Origin of the sequence: Bacteroides sp. GM023 (genome assembly GCF_014750685.1) — a bacterium.
Classification (GTDB): Bacteria; Bacteroidota; Bacteroidia; order Bacteroidales; family Bacteroidaceae; genus Bacteroides.
On record NZ_JAAXGE010000001.1, the window covers coordinates 65,258 to 78,281 of the forward strand.

Consider the following 13,024-nt stretch of genomic DNA (forward strand, 5'->3'; position numbering starts at 1 on the left):
AAGAATGAGTACTATGCAGACCGAATTAATTATTGTCAGTGAATACTGTCACAAATGTCATATCGAGCCTTCATTCATAGAACTGTTGGAAGAAGGCGGTTTGATTAACGTACATACCGAAGGCGGTGAACATTATCTGCTTTTGTCGGAACTTCCGAGCGTAGAACGTTATAGCAGAATGTACTACGACCTGTCCATCAACATGGAAGGTATCGACGCCATCCATCATCTGCTGGAAAGGATGGAAGAGATGAGACGTGAAATGAGTTCACTTCGCAATCAACTTTTGCTGTATCGGAAACAGGGAATAGAAGATGTGGACTGGTAAAAAAACGAAGGCTCTGTTTGCGCCAAACAGAAGGTCTATTTATATAAAACAGAGGCTCTGATTCATTCAATCAGAGCCTCTGTTTTTTTGCATGATAGCGGTACTCCTGCAATTACCCGATGTATGTGCAAATTTCTTCCAGATAGCGTGCGTCAACCGTATCGAAACTATCCAGCGTATCACTGTCTATATCCAATACCCCGATAACTTCTCCCTGCTTTATCATCGGCACTACTATTTCCGATTTTGAATCCGAACTGCACGCGATGTGTCCGGGAAATCGCTCTACATCAGGAACAATCAGTGTACGCGCTTCTTTCCAGGCTGTTCCACAAACTCCTCTGCCGATTCGGATACGTGTACAGGCGATAGGCCCCTGGAAAGGACCTAATACAAGTTCATCTCCTTTTACCATATAAAAGCCTACCCAAAAGAAACCGAAAGTCTGCTTCAGGGCTGCCGCGACATTGGCAAGATTGGCAATGAAATCTGTTTCCGTACTTACTAAAGCATGTAGTTGCGGAAGTAACTCGCGATATTTCTCCTCTTTGCTTCCTGTGCTGATTAATAAATTTTCTGCCATATCGTCCTTATTTGATTTGGTTCAGGATACTCGGGTCTTTTATCTTATTGTCTTCTGCAAAGAAGATAATCTTAGTCAATATCTCCGCCGTTTTCGGGTCTTCATCTACAAAAGGCAGGAACAGGCGTCCGCGGCTTTGCGAATGTACCGGAAGAACTGCAATCTGTGCACCGCCTTCCTGATGAATCACACCGCTGCCCAGGTGGATGTTGTATTTACCCAGTTTGCCTTCTATATGGGCAAAGTTGCCTTTTACCTTCACGTTGTTGAGATGGAATAAAGGCATAGTCAGTTCCACCAACGTGCTGCGCATTTCGATAGTAGAGTGACTGGTTTCCGGGTCTACGCTTCCGGCATGGGCTACACTGACCGCCAAGTCCACATCTCTCATTACTTCAGAGAAAATAACGGGTGGAATTTCCGAGATATTCATCAGTTTGTAGTCCCTGCGGTTGTGGAAGCAGACATATTCCAATGTCGGAGCTTCGATGTCGGCAGGAGAGAACCAGTCCGCCATAGCGTAGATGGTGGCGATGATATTCTCTTTATAATATATCTTCTGAAGTCCGTCTTCATAATCGGCCACCCATCGGCGTCCTTTCAGTACGGCGACAGTTTTCTGCGGTTGAATCTGATTTCCGGCATAGCGGCGGGATTGTGTGGCGCCTTCCTCTTCCGAAGTAGGCACATAAAGCTCGCGGAATACCTGTTTGAAAGGTTGGCGGATGGCTTTATCGAACAGGAATTTCTGATACGTATGCCAGTCACCGCTTGCGTACAGGTCGGTAGGATGGGCGATACGTAATTCATCTTTCGACTTCAACGGGAGACAAACGGCATTTGCCGTCACCAGTAATCCGTCGGTATAGAAACCTGCTTGTCCGTTACAGATAAAGACAAGATGTCTCAATAACGGCCAGATAACAGGGTTCTGCATCAGTTTGCGAAGCTCGTTTTCTTCAAAACAGATGCAGTCTTCCATAGCCTGTTCCAGCATGACGCGGGAGCGGGTGTACTGGTCTTTCAGCTTCTTGTGTACCGCTTTCAGTTCTTCTACATACGGATGCTTTTTCAGCTTGGCAGGCATACTGTTGAGCTCTTTTCCGGCTTTGATTTGTTTGATTTCCGCCTTGCCTTCGTCGCTGATTTGCACATACACTTCTACATCTTCTATTTCTTTCGGAGAGAGGTAGGGGAGAAGTTCTTTAATCAGTTCGGTTTCCATACTCCAGGTCAGACGGGTGACGTCACCGTAACCGGAGTTGAGGGCTAAGTTTTGCAGGGCGATGCCCACTGCTTTCTTTTCGCTTTCCTGTCTTTGTGCGCCGAAGTCCTTGCTTTCTTTCAGGAACTTTTGCAGGAATTGGTAGCGTTCCAACAACTCTTTATCCGCTTTCTTTCCTAGTGGGATGAGGCCGTAGCTCATTAATAAATCTTTGTTGCGCTTGGCTGATATTTCCTTCTTTATATCCGCTGCTTTTACTGCTCCGTTAGTGGCGTCCGCAAACTTGCGGGCACGGGTGTGGCTGTTGCTGCATGAAATATACTTGGCAGCATTGTAGACTACTTCAAAGCGTTGTTTGCCAATCGTCTTGAAAGCATCTTTGAACCAGCCGATGTCAAAAGCGCCATCCCGAAGGTCTTCTACGTCAATCGGAGTATAGCGGGCGATAATTGCTTTCTTCTTGTCGTCGCAAGTCTCGTTGGTATGGGCATGGAAGTAGTAAGCTGCGCTTGTCAGTCCTTTCCATCCTGTGGCTTGCTCGGTGAGTTCAATCCATTGTGGGGCGAACATGGCGGCTTCCACCAGACGTTCGTCGCTGATTTCTGCTTGCTTGGCCAACTTCTTGAGATGCTCGCTTGTGTCTGTTGCCAGCGGATGGCAGGCATGAAGCAGGCTGCTCAATACACCGCGTTTGGTGTTTTTCCAATTATAGCTATCACGTATGAACGTATCTTTGCCGAATGCTTGCAGGATACGGATAAACGTTTCGGCACCATAAACACAAGTCAATTCTTCAGCCAGGCGGGTAACCTGCGTTTCGGAATCTCCGCGTGACAGTTCGATGTCGAGGATACGGTCGACTACCTTTTGCAGCAGGGGTCGGAAGAGAGAGAAATTGAAGTTTTTGGTGTATGTTATCAATTCTCTGTCTCTTTCGTTAGGGCGGCGATTTTCGTTCAATACCAGGGTGATATTCTTGATTTGTTCGGGAGAGTTGACACGGGCTATCAGTTCACGATATACTTCTTCTGTCGGAATCAATCCCAGCATCCAGGCACGGGCAAAGTCCACGCATTGCAGATAGGAATCGGTTTCTTCCAGTTCGGGCGTGTGCTCCATATAGTTGGTGAGCTTGTAGAGCTGATAGCGCACGGTGAAGTAGCGGGTAAACAAGGCATCGTCTATCTGTTTGCGGGGCGTGTCGAGCCAGAACTGGACAAACTTATTGTTGTGTATCGGATAAACGATGAGCTTTTCTCCGTATTCCAGTTTGTCTCTGAGCCATGCGTGTTTGTTCGTATATTGGCGGAAGATATTCTTTGTATCGAGTAAGGGTGTCAGTTGGAGCAACATATTGGCAGCCATTCGTTGATAAACCGTTTCGTCTCTGTATTCAGACGTCAGCGCGTCGATAATATCCTCCATTTGTTCATAGTAAGGCAACTTCCGGAGTACCTTCTGCAATCCGCGGTAGGTGAAACCCGCATACATCTTGTTGACAAGCGGTTCAAAGCTGTTGGCTGATTTGATATCGGCTTTTCTGTCTTCTTCATCCTCCTCGTCGTAGTCGTCATTATCCTGGGCAACGCCTGTCGATGCAAGCATGAAACTCATCATCATTAATTTCTCGTAACTTCCGATTTCACGTTCGTAGAAATCCTGCCAGAGTTCCGGGAGTCCAAGACCGCTCAAACCGCCATAGTTACTCCATTTCATCAACACACTGTTGCCCACCAGGCGTGCTTCCCCGTAGTCGTTTTTAAACTCGTCGTTTTTGTGTGCGGCGATGTATTTACTCAATCTTTCGAAAGTGAGTTTGGCTCTTCCGAAGCCGATAAACTCGAATGCTTTCTTGACATTGAATCCTTTGTCCGGCGCAATTTCCGGCAGGCTTACTTCGAAATCAGGAGTGTACAGACCGAAACCGTTTTCTTTGGTGTAGTGCTGCGTGGCTTTCTTCTCCGTTCCGTCACCAATCAAAGATTCTATCAGCACCTTTTCTTTTGCGTTCGGTTTCTGAATCTCTTTGATGGCGGGAAGAAGTTCCTGGTAGATGTCTTGCAGAAATTCTACATTATGAATTGTCTTCATCATATCCAGTCCCGCCAAGCGGCGTTCGGCCACTTTGTCTGTAATCAATCGTCGGATGCTGCCGGCCAGTTCTTCTTTCGGCTGTTTCATCAGCAGGTTGATAGCGTTGATACGCATCTCGCTATATTTGAAACGAAGCAACTCTTCCACTTTCTGATTTTGTTCGGGCGATAAGGCCATTTCAGACAAAACTTTGTAAGCCTCGTTGCGCACATCGAGAGAACGGTCACCCAGTGATTGTAATATATATTCTTCTTGCAGCGGACTGCTGGGCGGATTCAGTACGATGCCGATATAGCTTGCCCGCATATAAGAATCTAAGGACACCAGATAACTGCAAAGGTCATCTTTCATGGCAGAATCATTCAGCATCCAATTGATATATGCCATTTTGAGAACCACTTCCGACTGGGTGAGCTGTGTGCTTTCCCACGGGAATATATAAGGAGCATAGGTTTCTTTTGCGGAGATGGACTGATAGATTTGTTTCAGATATCCGTAATGGCGCACGGCTTCTTCCCTGTTCTCAAAGTAATCGGTGAGTTTCGGGTCTTCACGTCCACCATACCGGCTAAGGTAAAAATCAGAAAGATAGAGTGGGAGGATACCTGCCACGACCGACGGGTCATTATGCCACTTTTCAAAGGCATCTTTGCTGATACAATAACTCATGGCGGAGTGTTGCGTACAACGCAGGAAATAAAGGTAGGTCTGCACTTGATGTTTGACACCGTTCTTGATGATGTCCGATGCAAGTGCCTGAATATCGTTTGTATTATAAAATCCGATGCTCCATAAAGCCAGATAAAGTTCGATGCTATCTTTGCTTTGAAGGGCTTTGCGTGCCTCGTCCTGATTCTTCAGGAATTTCAGGATTAGTTCTACATATTTATTGTTGATACGCTCGCTGCTGTCCTGCTCTCCGATTCCCGTGCTGACTGCGATGCCCCGTTTCACGGAAGCAAAGCGTTGCAGCCCGTTGTCGTAAATCACCGAGAGCAGATAGATATAACTTTCGGGACATCCTTCGTCCATTGTTTCCATGATGGCCTGTCGGAGTCCTTCTTGTAATTTGGCCGCCAAAAGTAATTTTCCTTCTAGTTCCAGTAATGGACGGTGTCCGCTTATTGCGATAGCTTTAAGATGTCCTTGATTAAGGCGATTAGCGTTATTCTCACTGGTCAGTACGTTGTGCAGGTAGTCAATGACGGCTTGGTTGCCTTCTGCTATTTGGGCTGCCATCCAGTTCTGACAGTTCATGCTGTCCCTGTAGGCTTCTATTTCTTCCGGCGTATTTCCACCGTTCAGTATGACTTGGTCTGTGAATCCGGTAGCGCGTAGTTTTAGGAATTGCGTCAGCGCGTCTATCACATGAGAGAAGTGCAGATAGGGATTGATGGCGCGTTGTGACCGTCTTGAATATCCTAGTGTGTATGGGCAATGTGCTTTGAGCTTCAAATAAGTGTGGAACAGATGTGCGTATTCATCCCCTAATAAATAACGGAGCAGCTTGTTCAGTTTTCCGTCGAAAAGATTGGCTACGCTCTTGATTTTCTCTTCCTTGATAATACTTATAACGCAAGGTTCCAGCTTGTCGCTATATGTGCCATACCGGGTATCCATATCAAAGTATAGCATAAATATATCAAACAAGACGCCGGTCTCTTTATCCAAACTACTTTTCTTCTTGGTTAATTTCTCCAAGTACGGAAGTATCCGTTTATTTAATGCTTCATTATAAATGAGTCTCATGATTCTATTGTTTTTTTAAGTGTTTTCTTTTCTTTTATGGGATATGAATTACCACAATCTTCCTGACAACATGGCTAGCCGGATAAAAGTCAGTGTGGATTCTTCTTTCACTAGGATAGGAGAGGATAAATCTCCCGCTTCCTCGTCGTCGATGAAGATACGGAAAATTCCGTCTTCGTAGGATTGCAAGGCGTTTGTGATGGCTTCGGCTTCTGCGGCGGGCTTGCCGTTGTAATTTACCCCGAAACCTACCTTGCCGGAAGCAGCTTTATCTTCCACTTCTTCCCGGGTGAGGTATTTCAGCACTTCGCTTTGTTGCAAGCGTTCGTTGTATTCACTGACTTGCCAACTGACGATGGCTTCTATCAACTCCTGTACATGGGCAGGTGGAGCAGGAAAATCGACGGGAATCTTTTCAATACCGCACTTCCGCTTTCCTAATTGTTTGACTTGGATATATACTCTCATATTCTCTTTATTTAGTTATCTGAATACTTGATGCGATGGCTTCTAAATCGGGTTCCGCTTCTTCGTCATAGACGAGCATGACAATACTAAAGATTCTTTTATTACTCTCTTGGAAATATTGTAATACAATTTGTTGTATATCTTCTCCCGGTTCGTCGGGAGCGCCAATATGCAAAGGGTTGGTAGTCCTTGTCATGGATAGTCCGTTGATATTGACATTGCTCTGCTTATAATCTTCCGATGGTTGTCCCTGTGCATTTCGCGGGAGAGTGAGCAATAATTCTTTCGTATGTTCAAATTCTTTCTGCGTATCGTAGGCAAGGGACGTAACAGTCAACTGGCTAGCTCCGTTGACAAGTTTGAGCAACGGCGGCCGTGCGTTGGGTGTTAACCCTTTTGCTCCTGTTATTTTTGTCCAGTTGGTAGGATATTGGCAACTGAATTTGGTTTCTGCATCGTAGTAAGAAAGCCATGTATCGTTATTACCCACGGGAACATATGAAGGAAACTGCCTGCCGGAAGAATCATCGGAAGCACTCATAGCCGAATCATCCTCGTTGTCTTCTTCCAGTTCTCCGTTAAGATAGGCTTCTACGATTCCGCTGTTCCACTCCTGACGTATCTCTTGATACAGGGGCGAGACATTCTTGCAAAGCATAATGAAACTGAATAGGAATATGCAGAATATGCCAAGTTCTCCGATGATGGATATGGTTCGCCGTGCATCGGCTTTTTCGAACTTATAGCTGAATACATAAACAATTCCCAGTAGGAAGCCGCTTAATAATCCGCCGATATGTGCTGCATTATCAATTCCTTCTTTCATCCCATAAACCAAATTATAGCCGACGAAAATAAGGATACTGGTTAGTAATGCCTTTCGTTGTTCTTTGGCAATGCCGTGGAATAAGAGGAAGGCGAGGAATATACCGTAGAGTCCGAAGATTGCCCCGGAAGCTCCGGCGCTGATTGTCTCGGCATGCATATATAGGCTGAATACGGCCGAGCATAGCCCGGTCAGGAGATAAGAAGCGAACATCCGGCGGCTTCCTATCAGTTGTTCCAGGAAAAGGCCGACAAACATGAAGGCATATATGTTCATCGCAAGATGGAAACCACCGATGTGAATGAAGTTGCAGGTCACCGTACGCCACCAGTCGCCTGTAAGAGTCAGCGGTCCGAAGTCTGCTCCCCACTTTAACAGCGCCAATGTGCTGGGTTCTAAGACTCCTACTCCCGAAGTAACCATCAGGATAAATACCAGAATGTTGATGTCTATCAGGATAGGCGTTGCTATAAATCCTTTGCGTGGAATGAAGAAAGACAAGAGAGAACCTTTTTTCTTTTCCTCTTCCATATATGCTTTTTCTTCTTCTGTGAGCGGACGGTTAAATTCTTCTTTCAGCTTATTTGCTTTTTGGATAAGTTCTTCCGAGGGAAGGGTAGCTCTAACTTCTTCCATCATCTCTTGTAGCTTTTGGATATTCTTCCTGTTCTTTCCATAATCAACAAATTGCATGGACGTACATTCGCTGTGGATGGATACCTCTCCGTCACCTTCCTTTTCCAGAGTGAAAGTTATTTCTTCTCCGCTGGTGTGCATATTTATGGGGACTTCAAAACGGATCCATTCCGGAGCTATTTCTTCAATATTCCATTCAAGTTTTTGAGAAGCCTCAAGAGCTAATATAAGAATTTCCGTGTTTGATAATCCTGATATGTGCAGTTTGTCATCATATGAAGGTTTCAATGCCATATTTCTTTCTCTATCTCTGGTTACTGATTAAAAATTTACTTATCTCCCTGACAAATGTATAGAATAATAATGAAAAATGACAGAATATGACAAATAAAAAAGCATCCGCTTCGTGAGAAGAGGATGCTTTTTTTATTATTAGTAGCTAATCTGTTACTTTTTGTAGAAAGCCAAGTCTTCTTTATCGAAGTTCTCGATGAAATTTGTATGCTTTTCTACCTCTGCTTCTGCATAATTCAAATATACATGTGCAGATTTGGAGAACAGCTCAGAAGATTTGCTGGCGTCTTGAATCAACAGGTGACACATGATGATGTCAGCGGACATTTCCATCAGTCTGCGGGCAACGAAGTCCAGCAATTCCTGATCTTGTGCTTCTTTCACAGCGTTCGTACTTGCTTCGAACTTATCAGCCATTTTCTTCAGACGGGACATCAACGGTTCCATTTCCGGTGAGCAAGGAATTGCCTCATACTCGCGGATAGTAGCGATGTAAGAACCATTTGTCACGTAACGGATAGCGGCTACGGTTTGCAACTGGGTTGTTCCTTCGTAGATGCTGGTGATACGTGCGTCGCGATAGATGCGTTGACAAGCGTATTCCATCATGAAGCCTGAACCACCGTGAATCTGAATACAGTCATAGGCATTCTGATTGGCATATTCAGAGTTCATACCCTTGGCAAGCGGAGTGAGACTGTCGGCCAGTTTGGCATATCTCTTCTGCTCCTGGCGTTCTTCGGGAGTCAGCTTGCGCTCGCGGGAAATGTCATCCAGCGCTTTGTAGATGTCTACGTAGCGGGCTGTTTGATACAACAATGCACGTCCGGCATCCAACTTCCCTTTCATGATAGCGAGCATGTCATATACTGCCGGGAAATCGATAATCGCTTTACCGAATTGCTTACGGTCTTTGGCATAAGCCAATCCTTCATTGTAAGCAGCCTGGCTCAAACCTACGGATTGTGCGGCAATACCCAGACGGGCGCCGTTCATCAAAGCCATTACGTATTTAATCAAACCGAGTTTGCGGTCACCGCAAAGTTCGGCTTTAGCGTTCTTATATACCAATTCGCAAGTAGGAGAGCCGTGGATACCGAGCTTGTGTTCGATACGACGTACATCTACACCACCTTGCTTTTTGTCGTAGATAAACATAGAAAGACCGCGACCGTCTCTTGTTCCTTCTTCAGAACGGGCTAACACGAGGTGAATATCAGCATCACCGTTGGTAATGAAACGTTTTACACCGTTCAGCAACCAGCAGCCGTCTTTTTCGCTGTAAGTCGCTTTCAGCATCACTGCTTGAAGATCGGAACCTGCATCCGGTTCAGTCAAGTCCATAGACATGGTTTCGCCCTGGCACACACGAGGGATGAAACGGCTGTGCTGGTCGGTTGTACCGAATTCGTACAGAGTTTCGATACAGTCCTGCAAAGACCAGATGTTACCGAAGCCTGCGTCGGCAGCAGCCACAATTTCTGCGCACATAGTGTACGGAGTAATCGGGAAGTTCAGACCACCGAATTTACGTGGCATAGTCATACCGTTCAAGCCGGCTTTGACCATAGCGTCCAGGTTCTCTTTGGTTCCTGAAGCGTATTCTACACGACCGTTGGCACAGTGAGGGCCTTCTTCGTCCACGCCTTCTGCGTTGGCGGCGATGATTTCTCCTGTGATTTCTCCTGTAATCTCCAACACTTTGTCGTAAGAGTCTACAGCGTCTTCGAAGTCCAGCGGAGCATAGTCGAATTCATCTTTATCTCTGTAATTGCGTTCTTTGAGTTCGCAAATACGTTTCATCATCGGATTGTTCAAGTGAAACTTGAGTTCCGGTATGTCTGTATAATAATTAGCCATCTTTCCTTACTTGCTATTTTGTTTATAATACTTAATCATCTTCGGCACAACTTCTTCGATACTTCCGTTGATTACGTAATCGGCAATCGTGTTGATAGGAGCATCCGGGTCGTTATTGATAGAGATGATGATACCACTTTCCTGCATACCGGCGATATGCTGAATTTGTCCGGAGATACCGCAAGCGATATAGAGTTTCGGACGAACCGTTACGCCTGTCTGGCCGATTTGACGGTCGTGAGCGGCGAAACCTGCGTCGACAGCAGCACGGCTGGCACCTACTTCTGCGTGAAGTTCTTTAGCGAGGTCGAACAATAGGTCGAAGTTCTCTTTTGAACCTACACCGTAACCACCGGATATGATAATCGGAGAACCTTTCAGGTTGTTCTTCGCTTGTTCTACGTGGCGTTCGATTACTTTTACTACATAGTCCGTATCGGCTACATATTTCTTCACGTCGTGACGAATCACTTCTCCCTGATAAGTAGGAGAGAGGATTTCTTTCTTCATCACACCTTCGCGAACGGTTGCCATCTGCGGACGGTGTTCCGGGTTCACAATCGTAGCTACGATGTTACCGCCGAATGCCGGGCGAATCTGATACAACAGGTTCTTGTAAGTCTTACCTTCTTTTTTGTCTTCGTGGTCACCGATTTCAAGTGAAGTACAGTCGGCAGTCAGTCCGCTGGTCAAAGCAGAAGAAACACGCGGACCGAGGTCACGACCGATAACGGTAGCACCCATCAGGCAGATTTGCGGTTGCTCTTCTTTGAAGAGGTTCACAAGGATGGCAGTGTGAGGAAGTGAAGTATAAGGATAGAGCCCTTCGCCGTCGAAAACGTGAAGTTTGTCTACTCCGTAAGGAAGGATTTGTTTTTCAATCTCTTTGAGGCCGCTTCCGGCAACCACAGCTTCGAGCTGACAGTTCAACTGGTTGGCTAACGAACGACCTTTGGTCAGAAGTTCGAGGCTAACGTCCAAAACGTTACCTTCTTCTATTTCGCAATATACAAATAAGTTATTCATGATTATCCGATGGTGTGGTTAGCTAACAGTTCAACAATCAGTTCTTCCACGTCACGGTCACTGCCGCTGATGGTTTTGTTCTCTTTAGCCTGGAACACGATGTTCTGGATGGCTTTCACTTTTGTCGGCGAACCGGACAGACCGCACTGTGCAAGATCACCGTTTACGTCGGATACGCTCCATTCCGCTAGATTCAGATAGTCGCGCTTGTCATACAGGTCGGTGTAATCAAGATTACCTTGCTGCTTTTCAGTAACAGTTTTTGCGTGTTTGTATTTCTGAACCAGTTTCGCGTTGCGCGGACGACAGGGAGCTGCAGAACCGTTTACGGTAATCACGATAGGCAACGGGCCTTCTACTGTTTCAACACCACCATCAATGTGACGTTTCACCTTAATCTTGTCTTTACCCACTTCCAGAATTTCTTCTGCGTATGTGATTTGCGTCAATCCCAGCTTCTCTGCTACTTGAGGACCCACCTGTGCGGTATCACCGTCGATAGCCTGACGACCACCGATAATAATGTCACAGTTACCGATTTTGCGGATGGCAGTAGCCAGTGCGTAAGAAGTAGCCAGTGTATCTGCACCAGCGAAAGCACGGTCGGTCAGCAAGTAACCGTTATCTGCACCACGGAAAAGTCCTTCACGAATAATGTCGGCTGCCCGTCCCGGTCCCATTGTCAGGATGGTTACGGTAGAGCCTGGATGAGCATCTTTCAGTCGAAGCGCTTGCTCAAGAGCATTCAGGTCTTCGGGGTTGAAGATGGCGGGAAGTGCCGCACGGTTAATCGTTCCGTCGGCTTTCATGGCATCTTTCCCAACATTACGTGTGTCGGGAACTTGTTTTGCCAATACAACAATTTTCAAACTCATGCTATAAATTTTAGTATTAGTATTTCTACAAGTTAGCAGCCAGTAGTCAAGTAGTAATATCTTGCTATCCAAACTATCCGGTTAACTATCAGCGTGCAAAATTAGTCAAACACTTGGTTCTGACAAGAAAACCGAGTAAAAAATGCACAACTTTAAGGATTTTGAGCAAATGAAGAGGAGCTTTTGTAGATTTGGTTTAGGGTTGGCGATGCGTTTATCGAATTTATTTTTGCTCATTTGGGTACGGTTGTGAGTCAATTATCAGTAATGAACTAATTAGTTACTTTTAGGTAATTGCTTCCTTATTGATATATAGTTCATAGCCTAACGAGTTTTCGTTCTACAACTGTTGAACGAACGCTCTACAACTGTTGAACTATCGTTCCACATATGTTGAACGAAAACTCATTAGGCTATGAAGAAAATAATATAGGTGAGAAGAGGAAATAAAAGCTGCATATTGACGAGCTATTGTCAGCGATAGCATCTTTGGCTCATTTATGCACCATTTTACTCTTATTCAACTACTGATTTGCATAACTCATAATAATGTGCATCTATAAAGATTCCATTCTTGAAAATAGCCTTTCGTAGAATCCCGACTTTGGCGAATCCCGCTTTTTCTAATACACGCATGGAAGGAATGTTATGTTCAAAAATGGTAGCAAATACACGTACCTTATCTGTGTGTGCGAAATAATAGTTGATAGCTTCTTTCAAAGCATCAGTCACGATTCCTAGATTCCAATAAGGTTCTGCAAGCCAGTAGCCCACTTCTGCGTTAAAGCGTTCTACGTCTGCGCAAGGTACAAAACCAATATTTCCGACTGCTTCCCCGTTTATCTCGATACAGAAGTCATGAATACCTTCTTTCCTCTGTGGCATGTCAATAAAGGCTTTTGCGTTTTCCTTGCTATAAGGATAAGGAAGACCGTCACGGCAATTATCCCAAATCTTTTTATTATTCAGATAGTTGGATAATGACGCTGCATCTTCAGCTTGCCATGTGCGAAGTATATAGTTCTCTTTTTTTGCGATAATGGTATGACAACGTTTCATG

At 45.3% G+C, this 13,024-nt stretch carries 9 protein-coding genes; 1 reads left to right on the top strand and 8 read right to left on the bottom strand.

What is annotated here, in order from left to right:
• Positions 1 to 13: 13 nt before the first annotated feature.
• On the top strand, positions 14 to 328 hold the full coding sequence (locus tag HC965_RS00270) for a chaperone modulator CbpM (RefSeq protein WP_191030027.1): 315 nt from the start codon (positions 14 to 16) through the stop codon (positions 326 to 328).
• A gap of 112 nt (positions 329 to 440) precedes the next feature.
• Here the strand turns inward: HC965_RS00270 and HC965_RS00275 are convergent, their stop codons facing one another.
• From HC965_RS00275 to HC965_RS26805, 8 genes are all read right to left on the bottom strand, one after another.
• Positions 441 to 911, bottom strand: a complete 471-nt coding sequence (locus tag HC965_RS00275) for a GAF domain-containing protein (protein ID WP_191029544.1) — start codon at positions 909 to 911, stop codon at positions 441 to 443.
• A gap of 7 nt (positions 912 to 918) precedes the next feature.
• The gene (locus HC965_RS00280; protein WP_191029545.1) at positions 919 to 5,979 is read right to left on the bottom strand and encodes a DUF4132 domain-containing protein; all 5,061 of its coding nucleotides are present in this window, start codon (positions 5,977 to 5,979) and stop codon (positions 919 to 921) included.
• Positions 5,980 to 6,027: 48 nt separating this feature from the next.
• Positions 6,028 to 6,447: a hypothetical protein gene (locus tag HC965_RS00285; protein WP_191029546.1), complete on the bottom strand. Its 420-nt coding sequence runs from the start codon at positions 6,445 to 6,447 to the stop codon at positions 6,028 to 6,030.
• A 7-nt stretch (positions 6,448 to 6,454) separates the two neighbouring features.
• A complete protein-coding gene (locus tag HC965_RS00290; RefSeq protein WP_191029547.1) occupies positions 6,455 to 8,203 on the bottom strand; it encodes a rhomboid family intramembrane serine protease in 1,749 nt (582 codons plus the stop codon).
• Positions 8,204 to 8,356: 153 nt separating this feature from the next.
• On the bottom strand, positions 8,357 to 10,063 hold the full coding sequence (locus HC965_RS00295; RefSeq protein WP_191029548.1) for an acyl-CoA dehydrogenase family protein: 1,707 nt from the start codon (positions 10,061 to 10,063) through the stop codon (positions 8,357 to 8,359).
• 6 nt (positions 10,064 to 10,069) lie between these two features.
• The gene (locus tag HC965_RS00300; RefSeq protein ID WP_191029549.1) at positions 10,070 to 11,089 is read right to left on the bottom strand and encodes an electron transfer flavoprotein subunit alpha/FixB family protein; all 1,020 of its coding nucleotides are present in this window, start codon (positions 11,087 to 11,089) and stop codon (positions 10,070 to 10,072) included.
• Between the two features lie 2 nt (positions 11,090 to 11,091).
• Positions 11,092 to 11,964, bottom strand: a complete 873-nt coding sequence (locus HC965_RS00305) for an electron transfer flavoprotein subunit beta/FixA family protein (protein WP_191029550.1) — start codon at positions 11,962 to 11,964, stop codon at positions 11,092 to 11,094.
• Between the two features lie 516 nt (positions 11,965 to 12,480).
• Complete coding sequence (locus tag HC965_RS26805) at positions 12,481 to 13,023, bottom strand: GNAT family N-acetyltransferase (protein ID WP_370539956.1); 543 nt, start codon at positions 13,021 to 13,023, stop codon at positions 12,481 to 12,483.
• Between the last annotated feature and the right edge of the window lies 1 nt (position 13,024).

Coding starts and splice junctions, on each gene's coding strand:
- HC965_RS00270 (WP_191030027.1), top strand. CDS start 14: ATGCAGACCGAATTAATTATTGTCAGTGAATACTGTCACAAATGTCAT.
- HC965_RS00275 (WP_191029544.1), bottom strand. CDS start 911: ATGGCAGAAAATTTATTAATCAGCACAGGAAGCAAAGAGGAGAAATAT.
- HC965_RS00280 (WP_191029545.1), bottom strand. CDS start 5,979: ATGAGACTCATTTATAATGAAGCATTAAATAAACGGATACTTCCGTAC.
- HC965_RS00285 (WP_191029546.1), bottom strand. CDS start 6,447: ATGAGAGTATATATCCAAGTCAAACAATTAGGAAAGCGGAAGTGCGGT.
- HC965_RS00290 (WP_191029547.1), bottom strand. CDS start 8,203: ATGGCATTGAAACCTTCATATGATGACAAACTGCACATATCAGGATTA.
- HC965_RS00295 (WP_191029548.1), bottom strand. CDS start 10,063: ATGGCTAATTATTATACAGACATACCGGAACTCAAGTTTCACTTGAAC.
- HC965_RS00300 (WP_191029549.1), bottom strand. CDS start 11,089: ATGAATAACTTATTTGTATATTGCGAAATAGAAGAAGGTAACGTTTTG.
- HC965_RS00305 (WP_191029550.1), bottom strand. CDS start 11,964: ATGAGTTTGAAAATTGTTGTATTGGCAAAACAAGTTCCCGACACACGT.
- HC965_RS26805 (WP_370539956.1), bottom strand. CDS start 13,023: ATGAAACGTTGTCATACCATTATCGCAAAAAAAGAGAACTATATACTT.